Genomic DNA, 21,449 nt, shown 5'->3' with positions numbered 1-21,449 from the left:
AGATTCCTTACCGAAGTTAGACTGTAAGCTTTTTCACGGTATCCGGCTTTAGCGCCGAATTATATTTTGCCCGTTTCAAGAATTGTCCTTTTCCAGCTTCGCCTACAAATTGTTTGTCTTTAATGACGAATTGACCTCTCGATAAAACGGAAACCGGCTCACCCGTAATTTCCATACCCTCAAACGCATTATAATCCACCGCCATGTGATGAGTATCTGCAGAAATGGCTCTTTCAACTTTCGGGTCAAAAATGACAATATCAGCATCCGAGCCTACGGCAATCGTCCCTTTCTTAGGGAATAACCCAAATAGTTTGGCAGCACGCGTAGAGGTCATGTCGACGAATTGATTCAAAGTAATGCGCTCTTTCATGACCCCTTCAGAAAAGAGGATACTCATGCGGTCCTCGATCGTTGGGCCGCCGTTCGGGATTTTCGTGAAATCTTCACGTCCAAGTTCCTTCTGTCCCTTAAAGTCAAAAGAGCATTGATCGGAGCCAATCGTTTGCAGCTGCCCCATTTTCAAAGCATTCCATAGCACTTCCTGGTTTTTCTTCTCCCTTAACGGCGGGGACCATACATACTTAGATCCTTCAAAATGGGGCTTTTCAAGATAAGACTGGTCAAGAACCAAATATTGCGGACAAGTCTCACCCCAAATATCCACCCCTTTATTCCTTGCCTCAGTGATCTTTTCAACCGCATCTTCACAGGTAACATGAACGACATAGAGCTGGCCATTTGCCATTTCCGTCAGTTTAGCTGCACGTCCAGTTGCTTCCCCTTCAAGCTCCGGAGGCCTTGTTAATGCATGGTAAATTGGATCGGTGTTCCCTTCGGCAAGCGCCTGCTTTGTAAGATAATCGATGACATCACCATTCTCAGCATGAACCATGACAAGTGCGCCAAGTTCCTTTGCATGCAACAAAGTGCGGTATAGCGTGGCATCATCCGCTTGAAAAACATTCTTGTAAGCCATGAACACTTTAAAGGACGAAATCCCTTCATTATCGATTATACTTGGCAACTCAGCCAATACTTCATCATTAATCTCACTGATCATTAAATGAAAACCATAATCTATGGCCGCTTTTTCATTGGCCTTTTCATGCCATGTTTCAATTGCTTTCTTTAAAGGCACCCCTTTTTCGGTCAGGCAAAAATCGATGATCGTTGTCGTGCCTCCATATGCAGCAGCGATTGTGCCTGTTTCATAATCATCCTTTGTCGTTGTCCCGCCAAATGGCATATCGAGATGGGTATGCGGATCAATGCCCCCCGGAAAAATATATGCGCCTTTTGCATCAATGATTTCAGCCCCCTCAGCCGACAGGTCCTTGCCAATCATTGTAATCTTCTCATTTTCAATCAATATATCCGCTTGATACGTATCTGCAGCCGTTGCAATCGTTCCATTTTTAATGATTTTCTTCATATTCGACCCCTCCATCATTTTACGAAATCAACACTTTCACTGCTTATGCCCCCAAGGAACGATTGGCGTTCATTCCACGTCATTGGCGGTAATTCATTTGTCAATTCGATCATATCGATCGCCCCATCTGCCGGACAGACGATCGAGCATAGATTACAGCCTACGCAATCCTCTTCTCGCACTCTCAAGAATGAGCTGCCTGACGTGTCCTTTAACATATCTATACATTGATGAGATGTATCTTCACACGCTATATGGCATTTATTGCAGTTAATGCACACATCATTATTAATGCGCGCAACGACCTTATAATTAAGATCTAAGTTCCCCCAGTCGGAATAGCGCGGTACGGACTTACCGACAATATCCACCACGGAGGATATCCCTTTTTCATCAAGATAATTGGACAGTCCATCGATCAAGTCTTCAACTATTCTAAAACCGTGATGCATGGCAGCCGTGCAAATTTGTACTCCAGTCGAACCCATCAGCAAAAATTCCACCGTATCCTGCCAATTTGAAATGCCGCCAATTCCCGAAATGGGAACATTGATCATTTTATTCCTTGCACACTCTGCCACCATATTCAAAGCAATCGGCTTCACAGCGGGACCGCAATACCCTCCGTGAGCACCCTTGCCGCCTACATGGGGAATCGTATTCCATGAATGGATATCCACTCCTGCCAGGCTGTTGATCGTATTGATCATGCTTATTGCATCCGCACCGCCGCGCACCGCCGCTTCAGCCGTAACCGTAATGTCGGTTATATTGGGTGTAAGCTTGACGATGACTGGTTTGGATGCAGCTTCCTTCGCCCAGTATGTTTGCTTTTCAACCAGTTCTGGAACCTGTCCCGAAGCAGCTCCCATCCCACGCTCTGCCATACCGTGCGGGCAGCCAAAGTTCAACTCGTAACCATCGACCCCTACATCTTCTATGCGCTTGATGATCTCATGCCACTTTTCCTGTTGTGGCTCCACCATCACCGATGCAATGATTGCATGATCAGGGAACCTCTTCTTCGTTTCATATATTTCCTTCAGATTCACTTCCAGCGGGCGGTCCGTTATCAATTCTATATTGTTGAACCCGGCAACTCTTTGTCCATTAAAACTGACCGCTGCAAAACGTGATGAGACATTCAGGATGGGGTCACCCAATGTCTTCCAAACAGCTCCTCCCCAGCCAGCTTCAAATGCACGCTGAACTTGATAACCCGAATTAGTAGGTGGTGCTGAAGCAAGCCAAAAAGGATTGGGAGATTTAATACCTGCAAGATCAATTGATAAATCAGCCATGATAAGCCTCCTATTTTTCATAGTTATTTAAGCAATATCCACCGCTTCGCCCATCAAAATCGAGTCAATTTCATAGGCTGTCTTTTTCCCTTGCTGGGCAGCTGAAACAACCATTGCCTCACCTTGGCCTTTTCCGAAGATCACGTCACCGCACGCAAAGATCTTTTCATTCGATGTCCTGTAGGAATCACCCTCCAATGTTACGACGCCATCATCATGTTGGATGCCGAACTGTTCAATCAATCCTACATACCTTGATTGGCCTATGGCACGAATGACGCCATCGACCGGAATGACGAACTCTGATCCGGTAATTTGGACTGGACGGCGCCGGCCATCTTCACCTGCCTCGCTAAGCACCATTTTTACGCACTCGATACCCGTTACCAGACCGCTTTCATCCGATAGGATCCTGGAGGGGGCAGTCAGCCAGTGAAAACCGACACCTTCTTGTTTGGCAAACTCATATTCAAAATCATAGGCAGTCATTTCCTTTTGGGTACGACGATAAATAATGCTCACCTGTTCGGCGCCCAGGCGAATGGAACAGGTCGCGGCATCGATCGCCGTGTTTCCAGCCCCAATCACCGCCATCTTCTTCCCAATGAATTTATCAGTGATTGTCCCTGTTTTCGTTGCCTTTACGAAATCGATTGCATCATAAACTTCAGCTAAATCCTCCCCTTCAATCCCAAGCTTAGGAACATCGGACATGCCTATCGCTAAAATGACCGCATCATGGTCGGCAATCAGCTGATTTGCGGAAACATCCACCCCGACCCGTGTATTCGTTTTAATATCAACATCCAAACTCTTTACTTGTTCGACTTCCCAATAAGAAATGCTCTGAGGTAAACGGAACGATACAATTCCGTAAGTATTTAATCCGCCTGGATTCTTTTCAGCTTCGAAAATGGTTACACTGTAGCCAAGCAAGGCTAGCTCCCTTGCTGCAGACAAACCCGCCGGACCGCTTCCTACAATGGCAACTTTTTTGCCATTCTTCTTCCCGGCCTTGAATAGGGCTTGTTTATTTTGGATGGCCCAATCTGTGGAATAACGCTGGAGATTGCCGATCATGATCGGCTTTGTAGAATGGTTCAGGACACATGCCCCCTCACATAACTCTTCAGTCGGACATACCCGCGCACAGCTGGCACCGACAGGATTGGCCGTCATGATTGTCTTGGCCGATCCTTTAAAATTACCTGATGCTATCTTCTTGATAAAACCGGGAATATCTATTCCTGTCGGACAGGCTTGGATACATGGGGCATCATAGCAGTATAAACATCGATTTGATTCTTCCAAAGCTTCCCTTGGGGATAATCCCCTCTCCGCTTCCTGAAAGTTAATCTCTAGACCACCTTTTAACGGGCTCGTCATACTCATCCACTATTTCTCCTTCCAAACATTTATTTTTGAAAAATAAAAAGGGAGGAATTGCGTGCATTCTCTCTACTGTCCTCATATTTAAACGATTGAAAGCATTGCCAACATGGTTTCCATCAATTTAATCACCTAACAAGTCATGGCGATTTCCCAGCCAAAAATCTCTCATTTTGTTTATTATTTTCTCTCTCATTCTCTCACTGGTCACGCCCCGGTCCCTGTTTCCTTCAAACACAAAAAGCCCCCCCTACTAATCTTAAAAACTCAAATCCTGCTGATAAATCAGAGAATTGAGTATTCTTTATTCTATAATGTTGAAAAGCAAGTTACATTATACAAAGTGTAAAGTATTTCCAGTCACTAAATTTGCAATATGTAATATTCATGTTATATTTCCTAACAATAAGTGATAAACCTCGTCATTTTTCTACATCCAACCTTACTTTTCATCATACTTACTGATATTTTTGGCTGATTTGTTCCGATTACCTGCTTATCAACACTTTGTCCACATAAAAAAAAGCCCAGAAACGAAAATTCTTGGTTTCCTGGGTCTTTTCACTTTTATCCACAACTTATTCACATATTATATGGCGTTATTCTCTTTGTTTTTGCAGAACAGAGGCACTTCACCAAAAGTTATCCACATTAACGAATCGACTTTTCCACTTATCAACAACCCATTAACAATTTATCAACAGGCAGGCTCATTCCGGATGTATAACGTATCGTTTATATTTCTCATAATCCGTTTTCTTGCACTCAAGCTTTATTCGATATCCGAGCGCCTCATATTCAGTTTCCGTTATGTGGCCATTTTCATTGAAATAAGAAACCAGCTGCCCTTGATCAAATGGAATCAGCATTTCACAGTGAGTATAGTCGACAAAAATATGCTTGCGAATTTGATTTATCAATTCCTCGATGCCAACTTTGTTTTTTGCTGACATATATACAGAGCCACGATTCACCTGAGGGATAACCAAATCGGTAAGGTCCGATTTATTATACGCAAAGATCGTCGGAATCCCTTTAATGCCTATATCGTTTAAAGTCTTTTCCGTTATCTCTATTTGCTGCTCATGATTAGGATTGGAAAAATCGACAACATGGATCAACAGATCAGCTTCTACCACTTCTTCCAATGTGGATCGAAATGCCTTCACTAGATGATGCGGCAATTTAGACACAAATCCCACCGTATCCGTCAATAAGAATTCCTTTTTATCCGGCAGCGGAATGTTTCGGACGGACGTCTCAAGCGTAGCGAACAGCATATCCTTCTCCAACACCTGCTTCTCTGCATTTGGATGGAACATCTCAATCAGTGCATTCATGATCGAAGATTTACCTGCATTGGTATAACCGACTAAGGATACGACAGGGATGGCATTCTTTTTCCGCTGTTTCCTCTGCGTTTGCCTGTGTGCAACAAGGTCTTCCAGTTCTTTATTCAAAACACTTATATTTTCCTCGATCCTCCTGCGGTCAAGCTCTAACTGCTTTTCACCTGCTCCTTTGTTTGTACCAACCCCGCCGCTCTGACGCCCTAGTGACTCCCTTAAACCAACGAGACGCGGGAGCATATACTGCAGCTTTGCCACTTCTACCTGAAGCTGTGCTTCCTTCGTTTTCGCCCGATGCGCAAAAATATCCAGAATCAAGATTGTCCGGTCAATCACCTTGCAATCCATGTCCCTCTCCAGATTACGAAGTTGCGAAGGGGAGAGCTGGTCATTAAAAATGACGACATTAGCTTCTTTATGCTCAACGAGATTTTTCACTTCCTCGATCTTCCCGGTACCGATAAAATGTGATGAGTTCACCCGATGCAAATTTTGTGAGATGGTCCCTGCAACCTCTACCTCACATGCTTCCGTTAAATTGGCCAATTCCTCCATCGAATACTCAAAATCCTTTGAACCGTTGAGATTGACTCCAACCAAAATTGCCCTCTGCTGTAATTCCATCATTTCAAATCCCTTCCGTACATACCTTACTCCCTATATTATACTTAAACAAACTGTCATGCTGCCTAAAAGCCAGCACATTGTAGCATACCAGGCATCGCTTGCATAACGGTTGCTGCCCTTAGCAAAGTGTTTTTATTGGACTTCCTTTTACTTTCTACAAAAAAATATGACGACCGACTACTTTTTTCAAAGTTTCACATGAAACAATTGGAAAGCTCAAAATAAAAGCTCCCTGGTGCACCTTAAGATGCACCAGGGAGCCCATATTATTCTATTCTTTTATTCTCAATAACCTAAGACTGTTCAATGTAACTAATAGCGTCGCACCCATGTCGGCAAAAATCGCCATCCAAAGTGTTAACCAGCCCGGCGCTATCAATAATAAGGCCAGGACTTTAATCACCAATGAAAACGTGATGTTCTGCTTAATGATTTTTAATGTTTTGCGGCTTAAGCGGATTGTATAAGGCAGCTTCGATAAGTCATCACCCATTAAGGCAATATCGGCTGTTTCCAGGGCCGTATCCGTGCCCGCCCCTCCCATTGCGATTCCTACCGTGGAAGCTGCCAAGGCCGGAGCATCATTGACACCATCGCCTACCATGGCCACTCGATCGTATTTTTGTTTCCATCGTTTGATGATGGTCAATTTATCCTGCGGCAATAGCTCCGCCTCAATCTCATGAACGCCAGCTGCCGCTCCAATCGCTTTTGCCGTTCCGATATTATCGCCAGTCAGCATGATCGTTTTTTCAATGCCTAAAGCATGCAGTTTCCGAATGGCTTCCTTACTGCTTTCCCTTATTTCATCAGACACCGCGATGAGTGCCAGGAGCTTCACTTGATCGCCAAGCACCATCACCGTTTTCCCTGTATTTTGATAGCCACTGATTAATTTAAGCACATCATCAGAGAAAACGAAACCTGCCTCTTCCACAAAAAGGTGGGGTTTACCAATGTAATAGATTTCTTGATTGATTTTCCCCTTTACCCCTTTACCCGTGATCGCAGTAAAATCCTCCACCAATAAAGAATGATAGTCCACATCGGAGGTTTCCGCCTTTTGAAGAATGGCCGTGGCAAGGGGATGCTGTGATCTGCTTTCTAAAGCAGCGGCGATAGCCAGCACGTCCTGTTCATTCAACACATCAGATAACATTTTGAAATCGGTCACCTCAGGTACGCCCTTTGTTAAAGTACCCGTTTTATCAAACGCGATTGCCTTTAAGGCTCCCGCTTCCTCCAAATGGACCCCGCCTTTAATCAGCACACCATGTTTCGCAGCATTTCCGATTGCTGTCACGATGGCGATGGGCGTGGAAATGACCAAAGCACAAGGACAGCCGACAACCAGTACAGCCAATCCCCGATAAATCCATTCACTCCAATCCCCGTTCATCACGATCGGGGGTAATACCGCAATGGCCAGGGCAATGAGCATGATGGCCGGCGTATAAAATTTTGCGAATTTATCCACGAAGGCTTGGGAAGGAGCCTTTTCGGCCTGTGCTTCTTCAACAAGGTGGATGATTTTTGCAATCGTCGTATCCTCGACCCGCTTCGTGACCTCCACTTCGAGCAGCCCTTCACCATTTAGGGTTCCGGCAAATACTTCACCCTCAACCGTTTTAAAAACCGGCTCGGATTCACCAGTAATGGCTGCTTGATTAAGTGTCGAGGCGCCCTTCATGATCCGGCCATCCATTGCAAGCTTTTGACCAGGTTTAACGATCATGATGTCGCCCACTTCAATCTCATCAACAGCAATCATCATTTCATGATGCCCTCTGCGGATCAAAGCTTCTTTAGGTGCGATGTTCATTAATGATTCGATGGAATTACGTGCCTTATCCATCGAATATTTTTCCAATGCTTCACTTATCGCAAATAGAATGACGACGGTCGCGCCCTCGCCCCATTCACCAAGCACGGCCGCCCCGAAAATGGCAACCGTCATAAGGGTGTGCATATCAAAGCGAAGCCTTACAAGGTTTTTCAAACCATTGACAAATAATGAATATCCTCCAACTATGATTGCAGCCGCATAACCGATTACCGGCATGATGCTTCCATCAGCATATCGATTATCCAATATCCAGCTTACCAGCAATAAGATAACCGAAAATACCACTTTAATATTTTCCCTTTGCTTCCAAAATGGTTCCTTTTGAGTTGCCTGTTCCTGTTCACCGCGGATCTTCAGGTTATCGAAAGCTCCCGCCTTTTCAATCTGTTCAATGGTCGCGCTGCCCTGTACCGATATCTTCGAGGCGCCAAAGTTGATTTTGGCATCCTTCACACCCTCTAGTTCACGGACATTGTTCTCGAATTTAGCCGCACAATTCGTGCAGGATAGACCCTGGATACGATATGTTTTCATTGGGGACTCAGCCATCGGCCCTTACCTCCTGCTGATGTTCTAATGCAATGAGAATCAATTGCTTAATATGGTGATCATCCAAAGAATAAAAAGCCAACTTACCTTCTTTTCGATATTTTACGATTGCATGTTTATAAAGGGTACGAAGATGATGTGACGTCGTCGCCATCGAAGCACCAATGATATTGGCCAGATCGCACACACACAATTCCTCGTCCGTACAGAGCGCATAAGCTATCTTCGCCCTATTTTCATCGCCTATAACCTTAAACAGCTTCGACATGCTGGATATATCCACCTGGCCCATTTCCTCTTGAATGCGATTGACCTTCACTTCATCATGCAGGTGAACATCACATATATCTTTCAGTTCCGTCATCTTCTCACACCTCTCATTCAAATATTCGTTTGATTATAATATAACATAATTCCCTGAATATTCAAATCCATATTTGAATGTATAAGATTCTTTTCCACTTCCCAAAGAAATGAATGAAAGTGCCCATATGTTTTTATATGTGGGCCATCGTTTTTTTGTTTCCCTTTTTGCTAACAAAAAGTTCATGCTGCCCTCTTCCCTGATCTTCAGGCGAAAAAAAGAAGGGACATAAATTCCTTTACGCCCCTTCAATCAATGATTTCAGTAATTACCTATCGTTACCTCGATACGTATAATATATTTAATTTAGTATTTTTTAGAAAAACTATGATATACTTAGTCAAACCTTTTTAAGCGTTTTACTTTATTTGTACCATTTACCCTGCTTATCGTTTAGCAGGGTTTTTTGTTATGTATTTTCACAAAACAAAAAAGACGGACCCTTTAAAAAGGATCCGTCTTTTTTGTTATTGAAATTATGCTTTTTGAACGTTAGAAGCTTGAGGTCCACGTTGACCTTGTTCTACTTCAAAAGTAACTTCTTGGCCTTCGTCTAAAGATTTGAAACCTTCGCTTTGGATAGCTGAGAAATGTACGAATACGTCGTCTCCGTTTTCGCGTTCGATGAATCCAAAACCTTTTTCTGCGTTAAACCATTTTACTTTACCTTGTTCCATTGTTGTTGCCTCCTAGTGCATCTAAGCACAATGTATTACTATCCTTGCTCTAAGTCATCATCGAAAACGAAAAGTAGTACTTTTAGTATCCTTAGTACCGAACAAAAATAATTAAGACTAAGCATAACATTAAATGGTAGCGATTGCAAATAGTTTGGAGAAACTTTTTTCCTGCAATTTTTAATACTCTCTCAATTCGATTAAAAAATAAGCAGCAACGAAAGTGACTCTATCTATTACACATGAACTCTTACATGCATTACTCCAAACAAAAACCTCTCGTTTAAAGAGGTTTCAAACTGTAGATAAACTCGATATTATTTATGATTGTCTACATTTTTTTGAAGGAGTGTAAAACGGAACGTTGATTTCCTCTCCAGGCACTCGCTTTCCGCGGGCGGTCCGCCCTCGGCGCGCTTAGAGCCTGTGGGGTCTCCCTTGGACCCCCTTTCCCGCAGGAGTCTCGTACCTTCCGTTCCAATCAGCTATGTTTAAAAACTCAGATAGAACCCATTTTATCTCCAAAAACCTCCCGTAAACAAAATTATGAAAGGTTTTTGTAGATGTTTACTTCAAATATTTATTTTTCCGTAATGAACTTTTCTACCATTTCTTCTAAAATCGCCGATTCTTTTGCTAAATCTTCATTTTGTTCCTTCAATCCAGCCATTATGGTACTTTGTTGAATGGCAGCTGCCGAGATTTGCTCCGTTGTTGCGACTCCTTCTTCGGAAATCGCTGCAATTTCCTGTATGGATGCCAGGCTTTCATCCGAAGACTCATTGATTTTTTTCGAATGGGTGGCCAATTGTTCTGTGCCTTTCAGCAATTTCTCTACGGATTCGAATATCTTATTGAAAATCTCGCCATTGTTTTCCACTAAGGAAACACCATTTAGTATATCCTGAAAACTCTCATCATTATTTTGGATGACCTTGGCTGTTTGTTCATTAATCCGCATAATCGATTCTGAAATGATATCGATGGATTCATCGGTTTGCACAGCCAATTTTTGCACCTCTTGAGCGACTACGGCAAAACCTCTACCAGCATCACCCGCCCGTGCCGCTTCTATGGACGCATTCAGGGACAGCAGGTTCGTTTGGGAAGCAATCACCCTTATTAGGCCAATCACTTCATTTATCTTCACTACATCCTCTTCCAGGCTCACCAAATTGGCTTTATTCGCTTGGCCGTTTTCCATGATTTTATCCATCTGGCTCGTTACATCTTGCACTTGGTTACTCCCTTGTTCAGCAAGTGTATTTGCATGCATCGTAAATTCATTCATTTCATTCGTTTGCTCGTTCATTAAACGGATCGTATCCGTTAAGTCACTGATCATATTGGAAATCCGGTCAATATGATGGGCACGTTCTTCCGAAGCCTTTGCTTCTTCCGTTGTCCCCGTCACTATCTGGCCATAGGATTCCACCATCTCTTCAAAGGATTGCTGAATGGAAACTGTCGTTTGATTCATCGTTTGGGCGTGTTCACGGACATTCTGGATAATATGGGACAAACTTAATCTCATATCTTCAAATCCATTTGACAGATCGCCAATCTCATCCTCTCTGCCAACGGGAATCGATTTACTTAATTCCCCTTTTGCCATTTCATTCGTGTAACCAACAAGTTCATTGACGGGTCCCGAGATCTTTTTCCCGATGACAACGGCGCATAGCACACCCAATATAACGGCACTTGCAAGAAATAAGATATTATAGAATATCATTGTGCTTTTCAATTCATCAATGAAGCTTGCATCCATATCGATTCCGACAATCGCGTCCGTTCCTTCGATCGGCGTAAAGTACGACTTGTGTGTTCCCCACTTATCTTTATATATTTCACTCAAGACGTCTTCGCTTCCCTTTATCGATTTTGCCTGTTCCGGTGTGAAGGGGGATTCCACCATATAGTCATCGCTGCCGCTCAAGGCTACAATCATGTCGGCATCATTCTCCCGCTTCAAAACATAAACATATTCAATTCCCTTTTTACCTTCAACAAAGGCATCCAGTTTCCGCTTAATCTCTTCGCCCCGTTCGGAAGCCTTGTTTATCAAAGTGGGATTGAGGCTCGCTGCTAAACTGTGGGCATTTTCAGAAAGGCGATCATCGAATTGCGGAAGGACATTCTCATTGATCATTTTATTAGTAATATAGGAAAAGCAAAGGCCCATGGCCCCTGCGAAAATCACGAAAGGAATAATATAAAACAAGAATAGTTTTGCCAATAGAGATTTTTTAGGATTCAGCTTTGAAAATCTCATTTCCATGCCCCCCTTAGTTGAAAACCAGGTGTTTTATAGTCAAATATGGTATTAAATCCAAATGAAGCAATTGGAGATTTTCATTCAAATCCTCACTTCTATAAAAGATGATGGCCATGCTCCGGTCATTTTGAAAAGGAAGCTGCCTATATTCCAAAACATGTTCGAATTCATGACGAAGTCCATCATGATCAATACGTGCAACATCTTCCGGATTTATTTCAAGCGGAACCTCTGCAAAGAAAAAGCTATATATTCGATCGTCCATCTCTTCCAATATCCGATTCCAATCGGGTTTCGTTCCTGAAAAATAGTGTTCATACATATTCATTCCATAGGCATGGTAACCTAGATCTGTTGTACCCGCCCCAGCAAAACGCAGGGGATTGATTTCGATGGGTATCACCCGGTTTCCCTTTTTGCGGATTTCAAAGTGTACAGGATAATTCCTAAGCGGAAGGACCGTTTGGATATTCTTCATGAACTTCAGTGCTTCATGATAGATTTCATCAATGGCCAACTTCGAAGTATAATAAATTCGATCGGAAGTATCGTAATCATCCTTGAATAATCGTTTGAAGACACTCAAAATGACCGGTTCACCATCTTGATTGTAATAACCATCAATGGCATACTCTTCACCCTGAATCCACTCTTCTATAAAACGGTCTGGGAACCGACCACTTCTGAATCATATAATCCATCCGAATGAAGTAAATCCGCTTTAAGCTGGTTCACGGCTATATCCCAATCCTGTTCATTCTTGACTTTGTGCACACCTACACTGGAATAGCCAATATTGGGTTTGATAACTACCGGAAACGTTATTTGATTTATATCCAGCTCACTTATCATGGATAAATCGATATCTTGGAAATAGAAATCAGGATATAAAGATTTCGTCAAATTTCGCACCTGACTCTTATCCTTCAATAACTTTGACCAAATGTATTCATTGCTATCCGGTTGAAAATGCCCTAATAGTATTATGCCATTTTCAGAGTTTGTAAGAATTCTTTTGTCCTTTTCCATGGACTTGAAAAATTCTGTATCCTTTTGAATGTTTAGCTTTTCTGATGTTAATGTGTCTCCCCATTGACCTTGTTCCAATACTGGAATTTGCTGTTCCTCTAACACCTTTAGAAGAATTGGCGACACAATCGACTCATTCAAAATAATCATTTTTTCCACCTAACTTATACTGTTTTTTGTATCTCCATATTTAATCGGTTAAAACGGGTAATTTTTTAGCTTATATAGGTATTTATTATTAAAAGTGGATGGAAAAGCAAGAAAATCTATACCTTTTCACCTATCTACCTCTAACATAAAAATCATTGGGAACATAGGAAAAAGCCCAGTTCATTAGCCCTGAGCTTTACCTATATTCATGCTGAACGAAATACTTTCATTAGTGTACATCTACAGTAACAACTTGACGGTTTATCGATGAAGAGACTTTGAAATGACATAACCTAGCATTCTGCCAAACGTGTTTACTAGAAGATCATCCACGTCAAAGGTACCGATGGAAAAGACAGCCTGAGATACTTCGAAACATAAACTTACTAGAATGGACGTACTGCATGTTTCCATCCGATATCTTGATATAGTCCATATCCCACTTTCTCCAAATGCAAAGCACCCACGTCAGCAATTTTCGTCTCATCACCAGCAATCATTATGGTAATCCGCTTCATCTGTATATTACTCATTTATACAAGTTGCCCAATACTACAATTGTACTCCATTCCCCTCCGATTTTACTGCTATGGACTGAAATTGGTGGCGAATTCAAAAAAAGCGGAACCTGCCAAGCATCGATAAAAAACTACTGATGACTAAACATAACCTGATAAATCATTCCAAATAAAGAAGGCGAGATATCACTATCTCCCCTCATCTTTTCGTCTCTTTATGATTAACATGATGAACACCAGTACACACGGTAAGCCTACCACTAATGAAACCCAAAGGAAATAAGTAATATTTGAATGCCAAGACGGATCTGTACTCATTCCGTATCCATACTTTCCCTCGAATTCAGCCTGATTGGAATTATCACTCGTATCTACTAATTCTGCTGTAATTATGACACGTTTGTCCGTATCGATCCCCGTAACATCACAAGTGATCAGAGTAAGTTCAGGACTACCTGTATCTTCAAGAACACTAACGTCCGTTTCCTGGACAATCTTCTTTGCTTTTACTTTATAGGTGAAGATTTGCCGTTTATTCGTTATATGAATATATGTCCCTTTTTCGATCTTTAATAAAGGTCCAAACAACAGGCTGTCATCTCTCATATGATGTCCAGCCAGCACATAATTGCCTTTACCCATTACTTGATCATTTTTTACTGTCGTGGCCCCTACAAGTAAATTTTGTGTATTCGTTCCATGTAAGATCGGTATAGATACTATATTACCCCCAATTACTATTGCACCTATCACGTCTTCACGTTTCACTGAAGAAATATTCACTAATACCTTTAGAAAATCAGGAGCTTCTATACTGGCATTCTCAGCAAAGGGCTTTTTATTATCAACATTATCTTGGATTTCCTCTTTAGAAAAACTAACTATACTGTACTTTTCGATTTCCTTTTTAATTACCGCTTCCTTTAACCAAGGTGAAAGAACCAACAAAAACCCCATTAATAAAAGAACAATGAATATAATAATGGATAAAAGATCACATATTTTAACTTTCTTTTTTTTTAGCATCTCAAATGGAATCATATAACATCATTCAGCCTATTCATCAACATTGGCTATTTGTTTTTTATTCTCTTCATTCTCTTTTTTCTTTCTTCGTATAAAAATGACCCATAATATGAAGGCCAACAATATGACGATGCCCCCTATTATTACGTAGAGCCACGTATAATCCTTCTGAATGGTCACATCACTATCATTAAGCTTCTTTGCCACATCCCCATCAATCTTAAAATCGCGTGTCCAATGCCATTCTTCTCCCATTGAGGCAGCAGTCATTTCTAATGTATATTCACCAGCCTCAAGCCTTTCACCATTCAAAGAGATCGGATAATCAAAATTAGAGTTCGGGGCCATCTGCATGCCCTCTTTATTAGACTCATACAGAACTTGACTATCATCCTTTTTGGTCACTTTCGATTTCACAGTCATTTGATTCATATACATGGGCATGGTATTTTGGATATTAACATTGATTACGTTTCTTGCATTTACTTGATCTGGGAATACATCATTCAATTGAAGTTCTGGTTTGATTTCATCCTCATTTTCCCTTAATAAAATGGCGACGATATAGGCGAACTCATTTTTGATCGATAATCCTTTATTAACCTGATTCTTATTTTGTTTTTCATCAGTACCTTCAGTATCTTCCTGAAGGATGATCCCACCAGCCACTACACCATCGAACTCTTTTTTGGGTAACGTTACATCCAGCTTTAATACGTAGTTTCCTTTTGCCGGAATGATAACTTCCTCTTCCGTCTTCACTATGTCTTCCATCTTGTACAGCAAAGTCGAATCCGCTTCTATATCATTCTCTCCATATTCAACTACACCATTAAGGTTTGTCGTTGCACTATGGATAAGCGGGTTTATTTTAACATCATTATCTGTATCATTACGCAAGTTAATTTCCAGTATTTGTTTTTGACCTGGTTCCACCATCAAATCAAAGTATGTCTTTTTTTTATCAACTTGATTCTTTGGAACGACTGTCTCAACGCCAAAATTAAATTCCGCAGCCGAACCCTTAAGTATAGTAAAAGGGAAAATGATGGATAGTGAACTTACTAACAATAAAGTACATATAGCTTTCCTTTTCATCTGATAACCCCCAGTTGATGAAAATCATGCATCGTATCCTAATTACCATGTATAGTCTTCTTTTCTTTATACATCCGCCAACAGGTAAAGCTTTGCCGGGGCATTGTTGGCAGTATTATTAAAATATCAATTTCTACTAAGGTTAATTTGATGAAGATTCTTTGACGACCTCCATCCATTTTCATTCATTTGCTGGAGTATCTTCCAATGACCATTTAATCTTTGCCTCATATTCCCCGACTCTAGCTTCTCCAGCCTTCGCCTCGACAAACAAGCCATTTTTTGTGTCTCCGTACCATAAGTCATTTATATATAGTGGTTCATCATCGGTACTGAGATGTTCATAAATAAGCGACCCTGTATGTGAGAGCACTGTGTCACTACCGTTATTTGAATAAACCAGTGATAACGTACTATCATAAGAAGAGTTGTAAAGTTCATCCACTAACGCTGCTTTCAGCTTCCAAGTGGATTTATGTTTCCGATTATCCTGTACACCAAGTTCCTGATCCATCGATTCAATTTGATAGCGTTTATCTTGTGGTGATATCCGAACATCACTGCCAAAAGATAAAGAGTCTGGTGCAAGCAATGTTAAACTTCCTGAGTATTCGACCACAGCAAGTAATGGACCTGCTTTAAAAATGGCATCATGATATTCAGTTGATGCAGTCGGGTTTATATTCCCCATATAATTGTTCGTTAATGGGACATCGGATAACCCTGTAATTTCACCGGTATTATCATTCAATAAGATTTGAACAGTTTTGCCTGTGGTTAATGGTGTTGGTAAATCAATGGACCACCTTCCATCTTCGGCTACTGTCGTTGTTATAAGATTTCCCCCAGCATCCTTTAACGACTCCCCATCCACTTCAATAAGAACGGTTGCTCCCACCTCATCAGCAGTTCCCATGATCTGATATGTTCCTTCTTCAATCTCTTGAAGTGATACCTCTGCCGGTGTTGGTGGGGTTACATCATATACCGTCGTTTCGGATTGTCCATCTTGTACCCAAGGCCCTCTTGTTGCCATTCCAGACATCTTTTGGCCGCCAACATTAAAAATCGGATCCATATACTGCACATAGCCATTTGCATCCGTTTTTAAATCCCCATGAACTATACCATGGGTATCAGTGATATCAACACTGGCCTGGTTTTCGGAAGCATATACATCCATATAATGAACGACACCGTTCTCATCCAGGCCATCATTATCAGGTGCTTCCCCAATTTTCACCCTTGCCTTAATGGTTAAATCAGCATCCGTCACTGGTTCAAACTCTACTATAGGTTTTGTATTCATTCCCGCAATTCGCCTATAGTACGTTGTTTTAAACCCGGTTTGTAATGCCGGTTCAGAGGAAACTACCGTTTGACGGCCAGTGGTACCAGAGTGACGGCCAGTAGCAGTAAAGCTTTCGACTGCCGCATATGAAAAGTCGGATGGCCCCAATGCTTTACTGCCAGTTTTCCATAAATCGATATCGGATTCATTGATTTCAAAAGTATTTGCATATCCTGATGCAGAGGTATCTGCCCCCAAACCGACCGCAGTATTATTTCCCATATTCCGCAAATCATATTGTTTGGGATTATCCAATGTGAAGGTATTGCCCCTATGGCTAGTGGCAGATCCTAAATTAATTAATGGCGTCGAACTTTTCCCAATAACATATAATTCAGCATCGGGAGCAACATAGAACGAATTATTACTTGATCTGTATTCAACAACAGATCCAGAAGATTGCCTGCTCGTTAAATTGATGTACGAGCCGCTTTTTGCAGTAAATGAGCCATTTCCATACTCTAATCTAACAGCATTTCCTGGCATGTTGATATCTAGCTTAGAGTTCTCCCCTACCGTGATATCTTTGTAATACAGATAGACTGCGGGATAGGTTACCCCTTTTTTTTGAGACTGAGTCAGTTGAACGATACTTTCATCACCGATTGTAAATTCCTTGGATTCACCAGTATCCCCTGATCTTGCAGGGAGATTGTAATAAAATATCGAAAAATCATAATAATTCACATTCCCTAAGTATTTTGTGCCATTTTCCATTTGGAGGCTACCCAGATAAAAATTTTCGGCACGTGTATCAATATTCATTTCTCCATAAATGGTTACTTCTGCATATTGAGCCCTAGCTAGTCTTTGTACGGAGGCCTCCGTAGTAATATTACCAAATCGATATTTCCATTTTCCTGTGTATGAGGCTATAAGCCTTGAGCCGACTATATCTTCTGAGTATGCACCTGCATAGCTTTGTGCCAATACGATATCGTGCATATGGAAGTTACCCCTACCATTGATTGGATTCCCTAAATAAATGGATGAGTTTTTAAAGGAAAGCCGATATCCATTTCCGTTAATCTCCAAGTCTCTGGTTACCTGATAAGTCCGTAACCCTGGAGTATCTCCAGAAGCACTTGGATTTTCAATATCTTTAGTTAAATTTATTTTAGATATGGAAGTGTTTTTCACCGCCGCTACAAAAGTATCCCAACTATCAACATCTATTTCGTCAGCAGCTAAAGCAGCAGCCATAATATTTCCTTCAATACTATTGGAAGGATCCATTTCTGAAAGATCTTCTTCCTCTTTAGCTAAAACTTCATGACCCTGTTCCGTCTCTTGACCACCCTGATCAATTGATGCATCCTCTTGCTTAGCATCTACATTTACACCATCTGTTTTTTCGTTTTCTCCTTTTTCTTCCACAACTTGGCCGGATTCTTCAGGCTCTTCTTTCTCTCCAACAAATTGATCGGATTCTTCAGGCTCTTCTTTTATTTCTCCAACATCAGCCTTTGCCTCATCCTCTTCTATCGTTTCCCCCTCTATATCTGGTACATCCTTTTCTATGGCCTCTATATTTATGCTGATCTCATTTGATTGGTTCTCATCTGATGTAGCAACTACCACAAAATTTCCGGCCGTTTGGGCCTGAAAGAATAAATGAACTTCATTTTCACCTATTTGTTGTTCACTATACGCTATAGTGATTTCCTTTTTAGCAGATTCATAATCCACTATGGGTGGACTACCATTACTTTGCATTGATTGCCTTGTAGCGTCTTGGTCATATGCCAACCCTTCAGGAACTTTTACTGAAATAATTCCGGCTTCTTCTATGGCCGAGTTCACCTCTAGCCTTATTTGGTCACCTGGACTTACAGTACTTTGTTCCGATGAAAGCCTTACAGTAGCTGCGGCGGCTGCGGATTTAAGATTGAAAAAACCATTTATATTCATTTGCTGCAGCATAATAACCAATATGATGCCCCATATCCCTATATATGAATAATCCTTTAAAGCCCTTCTGGATCTCCGTTTATATGTTAGACGTCCTTTTCTCATTTCTCTGTTTCCACCTCTATTCCCATTGAAAAAGTGTTGGTTCATGATCTTCTGCTAAACAATTAATTTTTTATTCCACTTCTTTCCTTAGAAGTTTAATCCAGTGAACTATTTTACAAGTCATAAAATAGTGATACACCGTATTTTCATTCATACGATGTATCATTTCCTTCACTCTATTACACCACGACCACTTTAATTTGCTGGTGTGTCAGTCAGAATCCAGGTAAGCGTTGTATTATACTCTTTAGCATATTTTGTAGTACTGCCTGGAACTGATAATTGAACACTTTTATCCATGTTGCCATCATTTGCTTTACCAAAACGAGAAACGTAAGTACCGGCACCTTCAGCATCTTTTGCTGCCACTACCGTTGACGGTGTACCTGGTACTAAGTCGATTTCAGCAGGGACTGTACTTGGTACTGGAGAAGTCGACGATGTGTTTACATTATTATTTAAGATTTTTATGGCTGCACCATCCAATACATCATTATCAGCGGTTTCGAACTGTGCATCTTGTCGTACTTGCAGTGTCCAGCCTGTTTCAGTTCCTCTATTGTCACTGACTTGTACATAATTAGGTCGTAACTCTTGCGTAGTCACTCCTTGATCATCCGTAATATTCACTTTTTGTGCAGCAGAATTATAAACCATGTCTTGTGTTGTGATTTCCTGAATGCCAAAATCAAATGATGAAGCGAAATCAATGCTTAGTGGACCACTTGTCCCTGGATTCGGAGTAGGTTCCGGGTTAGCCCTTTCACCTGGATTTTCTGGGTCAACGGGAGGTGTGATACCTGTATATGGCGCAAATGTAATGGTAACATTAGAATCATATTCTCCGCCTTCTGCTGATGCCCCTTGTCCTGCGATTCCGAAACCTGTGACCAAAAACGTTGAAGCAACAAGATATTTTGCAATTTTCATAGTGAACTCTCTCTTATTAGTTTAGTTATGTGTCGGTGAATCGTTATTTGTCGGTGAATCCGTTAAAACCCATGTTAGTTTCGTGCTATATTCGACTGCATCTTTTGGCGTGCTTCCAGGTACGGATAATGTAATTGCAGCATTCTTAGGTTCACCGCCAACATTTACTACTGTCCCAAAAACATCAAGCCATTTTCCTGCACCAGTATTCTCAGCCGCTGTCATCACTAATGATTCTGCTCCTGAGGGATCTAAGGTGATATCGGAAGCGGTAGGCGCAGTTACATTTTCCATATTTGTTACTGGCACACCATCAACGAATTTTATTTGAGATCCTGTCAGAACAGGGTTCAGTGTAGCATCGTTTTCAAATTGGCCTTCCTGTTTCACTTTTAAGGTCCAACCTGCATTGCTTCCACGATTATCGGAAATTTGAACATAATTTGCTCTATTTTCCTGAGTCACTGCACCTTGATCATCTGTGATGTTAACTTTCTGGGGTGCTGCATAATATACTTGGTCCACGTTTGAAATTTCATTTTCCCCAAAGTCTAAACTTGAAGCGAAGTCGATACTTAATGGACCATTCGTTCCTGGATTTGGATCCGTTCCATCCGGATTTTCAGGTTTCACTTCTTTATCTGGGTCATTCGGGTCAACAGGCTCCGTTATTCCTGTATACGGTTTGAATTTTACTGTACCCGAGGAATTATACTCCCCACCATCTGCAGCAAATGCTGAAATTGACCCCCCTAAAATTAGTGATGTTGCTAAAGCCGAGCCTGTAAGTACTTTCAATCGCTTTTTCAATGTATTTACCTCCATGACTTTTATTTATCTATGACTCTTAATGACTTTCTTTGCAAAAGAAAGAAAGCTAATAAAATTACTAGAACTCCAAAAAACATATTTTGAGTGCTCGATTGATCACCCGTTTGAGGTAATTTTTCAAGCCCTACATCATTTGATGGCCCATTTTCATTTGATTCATTTCCAGATACACCTGATTCGGGGGATTTATTACTGTCAGAATCTTTTTTATGAATATATTCTCCAAAGAACCCTACATTTGAGTCAGAACCATATGAACCGCTTGATTCGGCATGTACATTTGAAAAATTAATACCAAGTAAAACCATTAATATACTTATATATATAATTGATTTTTTCACCATTCCACCCTCCTTCAATCATTTGGTGGACTTTCTTCTAATGCCCTGAAAACGATGCCATTTAGTTTCATTAATAATATGGCCCTAAAAGACCATAACGGTAAGTCCTGAGATCTGCCGGTTGTTAAAACCCACTATCATACTATTTAGGAATAAGACCTATTACTCTCCCTTTTCAGAAAGATCCTTTATTGTTGTTCTTCCATTCGTTCGTTTGGCTCCTCATTACTTTTCATCTCCATTCCTGTAGAAAATTTCTATGATCCCTGCAGGGTTTCTACAACTCAATCATAATTACAGTTCATTGCGATATACAATAGAATTTGATGATCATATTTAGTACC

At 41.2% G+C, this 21,449-nt stretch carries 16 protein-coding genes and 1 pseudogene; all 17 read right to left on the bottom strand.

Annotated elements, in window-relative coordinates; all coding sequences use genetic code 11:
• Positions 1 to 16: 16 nt before the first annotated feature.
• Positions 17 to 1,435, bottom strand: a complete 1,419-nt coding sequence (gene hydA / locus MHB45_RS25655) for a dihydropyrimidinase (protein ID WP_048685764.1) — start codon at positions 1,433 to 1,435, stop codon at positions 17 to 19.
• Positions 1,436 to 1,449: 14 nt separating this feature from the next.
• Complete coding sequence (gene preA, locus MHB45_RS25650; RefSeq protein ID WP_048685762.1) at positions 1,450 to 2,736, bottom strand: NAD-dependent dihydropyrimidine dehydrogenase subunit PreA; 1,287 nt, start codon at positions 2,734 to 2,736, stop codon at positions 1,450 to 1,452.
• 27 nt (positions 2,737 to 2,763) lie between these two features.
• Positions 2,764 to 4,122, bottom strand: coding sequence for an NAD(P)-dependent oxidoreductase (locus tag MHB45_RS25645; RefSeq protein WP_373689779.1), 1,359 nt, complete (start codon positions 4,120 to 4,122; stop codon positions 2,764 to 2,766).
• Between the two features lie 713 nt (positions 4,123 to 4,835).
• Positions 4,836 to 6,101, bottom strand: a complete 1,266-nt coding sequence (gene hflX / locus MHB45_RS25640) for a GTPase HflX (RefSeq protein WP_072274048.1) — start codon at positions 6,099 to 6,101, stop codon at positions 4,836 to 4,838.
• A 271-nt stretch (positions 6,102 to 6,372) separates the two neighbouring features.
• Positions 6,373 to 8,496: a heavy metal translocating P-type ATPase gene (locus MHB45_RS25635; RefSeq protein ID WP_340908139.1), complete on the bottom strand. Its 2,124-nt coding sequence runs from the start codon at positions 8,494 to 8,496 to the stop codon at positions 6,373 to 6,375.
• Complete coding sequence (locus tag MHB45_RS25630; protein WP_048685756.1) at positions 8,489 to 8,860, bottom strand: ArsR/SmtB family transcription factor; 372 nt, start codon at positions 8,858 to 8,860, stop codon at positions 8,489 to 8,491. Before MHB45_RS25630 ends, MHB45_RS25635 begins: the two co-directional genes overlap by 8 nt.
• A 476-nt stretch (positions 8,861 to 9,336) precedes the next feature.
• On the bottom strand, positions 9,337 to 9,537 hold the full coding sequence (locus MHB45_RS25625; RefSeq protein ID WP_034304915.1) for a cold-shock protein: 201 nt from the start codon (positions 9,535 to 9,537) through the stop codon (positions 9,337 to 9,339).
• Between the two features lie 580 nt (positions 9,538 to 10,117).
• Positions 10,118 to 11,812 carry a methyl-accepting chemotaxis protein gene (locus MHB45_RS25620; RefSeq protein WP_340908138.1) on the bottom strand — a complete coding sequence of 565 codons (1,695 nt, stop codon included), beginning with the start codon at positions 11,810 to 11,812 and terminating at the stop codon, positions 10,118 to 10,120.
• Between the two features lie 13 nt (positions 11,813 to 11,825).
• Positions 11,826 to 12,667, bottom strand: a pseudogene (locus MHB45_RS25615) (ATP-grasp domain-containing protein).
• Positions 12,668 to 13,255: 588 nt separating this feature from the next.
• Complete coding sequence (locus MHB45_RS25610) at positions 13,256 to 13,408, bottom strand: VanZ family protein (RefSeq protein WP_081088831.1); 153 nt, start codon at positions 13,406 to 13,408, stop codon at positions 13,256 to 13,258.
• Positions 13,381 to 13,512, bottom strand: coding sequence for a hypothetical protein (locus MHB45_RS25605; protein WP_338564942.1), 132 nt, complete (start codon positions 13,510 to 13,512; stop codon positions 13,381 to 13,383). The genes MHB45_RS25610 and MHB45_RS25605 overlap by 28 nt, the downstream gene beginning before the upstream one ends.
• Positions 13,513 to 13,701: 189 nt before the next feature.
• Complete coding sequence (locus MHB45_RS25600) at positions 13,702 to 14,457, bottom strand: class A sortase (RefSeq protein ID WP_161798625.1); 756 nt, start codon at positions 14,455 to 14,457, stop codon at positions 13,702 to 13,704.
• A gap of 111 nt (positions 14,458 to 14,568) precedes the next feature.
• Positions 14,569 to 15,636, bottom strand: coding sequence for a DUF916 and DUF3324 domain-containing protein (locus MHB45_RS25595; protein ID WP_072274052.1), 1,068 nt, complete (start codon positions 15,634 to 15,636; stop codon positions 14,569 to 14,571).
• 181 nt (positions 15,637 to 15,817) lie between these two features.
• Positions 15,818 to 19,003, bottom strand: coding sequence for a pectate lyase-like adhesive domain-containing protein (locus MHB45_RS25590; RefSeq protein WP_340908137.1), 3,186 nt, complete (start codon positions 19,001 to 19,003; stop codon positions 15,818 to 15,820).
• 195 nt (positions 19,004 to 19,198) lie between these two features.
• Entirely contained in the window at positions 19,199 to 19,933 is a 735-nt protein-coding gene (locus tag MHB45_RS25585; RefSeq protein WP_072274055.1) for a WxL domain-containing protein, read from the bottom strand.
• A 21-nt stretch (positions 19,934 to 19,954) separates the two neighbouring features.
• The gene (locus MHB45_RS25580) at positions 19,955 to 20,743 is read right to left on the bottom strand and encodes a WxL domain-containing protein (protein ID WP_318285129.1); all 789 of its coding nucleotides are present in this window, start codon (positions 20,741 to 20,743) and stop codon (positions 19,955 to 19,957) included.
• Between the two features lie 20 nt (positions 20,744 to 20,763).
• A complete protein-coding gene (locus MHB45_RS25575) occupies positions 20,764 to 21,105 on the bottom strand; it encodes an LPXTG cell wall anchor domain-containing protein (RefSeq protein ID WP_340908136.1) in 342 nt (113 codons plus the stop codon).
• Positions 21,106 to 21,449: the final 344 nt, after the last annotated feature.

The organism is Peribacillus sp. FSL K6-5616 (assembly GCF_038008245.1).
GTDB lineage: Bacteria > Bacillota > Bacilli > Bacillales > DSM-1321 > Peribacillus > Peribacillus frigoritolerans.
This window is presented reverse-complemented; position numbering and strand designations above follow the sequence as displayed.

Excerpts from the sequence above, each read along its gene's own strand:
- MHB45_RS25585 (WP_072274055.1), bottom strand. The coding sequence starts at position 19,933 with ATGAAAATTGCAAAATATCTTGTTGCTTCAACGTTTTTGGTCACAGGT.
- MHB45_RS25605 (WP_338564942.1), bottom strand. The coding sequence starts at position 13,512 with ATGAAGCGGATTACCATAATGATTGCTGGTGATGAGACGAAAATTGCT.
- MHB45_RS25620 (WP_340908138.1), bottom strand. The coding sequence starts at position 11,812 with ATGAGATTTTCAAAGCTGAATCCTAAAAAATCTCTATTGGCAAAACTA.
- hflX (WP_072274048.1), bottom strand. The coding sequence starts at position 6,101 with ATGATGGAATTACAGCAGAGGGCAATTTTGGTTGGAGTCAATCTCAAC.
- hydA (WP_048685764.1), bottom strand. The coding sequence starts at position 1,435 with ATGAAGAAAATCATTAAAAATGGAACGATTGCAACGGCTGCAGATACG.
- MHB45_RS25610 (WP_081088831.1), bottom strand. The coding sequence starts at position 13,408 with ATGGAAACATGCAGTACGTCCATTCTAGTAAGTTTATGTTTCGAAGTA.
- preA (WP_048685762.1), bottom strand. The coding sequence starts at position 2,736 with ATGGCTGATTTATCAATTGATCTTGCAGGTATTAAATCTCCCAATCCT.
- MHB45_RS25590 (WP_340908137.1), bottom strand. The coding sequence starts at position 19,003 with ATGAGAAAAGGACGTCTAACATATAAACGGAGATCCAGAAGGGCTTTA.
- MHB45_RS25595 (WP_072274052.1), bottom strand. The coding sequence starts at position 15,636 with ATGAAAAGGAAAGCTATATGTACTTTATTGTTAGTAAGTTCACTATCC.
- MHB45_RS25635 (WP_340908139.1), bottom strand. The coding sequence starts at position 8,496 with ATGGCTGAGTCCCCAATGAAAACATATCGTATCCAGGGTCTATCCTGC.
- MHB45_RS25630 (WP_048685756.1), bottom strand. The coding sequence starts at position 8,860 with ATGACGGAACTGAAAGATATATGTGATGTTCACCTGCATGATGAAGTG.
- MHB45_RS25645 (WP_373689779.1), bottom strand. The coding sequence starts at position 4,122 with ATGACGAGCCCGTTAAAAGGTGGTCTAGAGATTAACTTTCAGGAAGCG.
- MHB45_RS25625 (WP_034304915.1), bottom strand. The coding sequence starts at position 9,537 with ATGGAACAAGGTAAAGTAAAATGGTTTAACGCAGAAAAAGGTTTTGGA.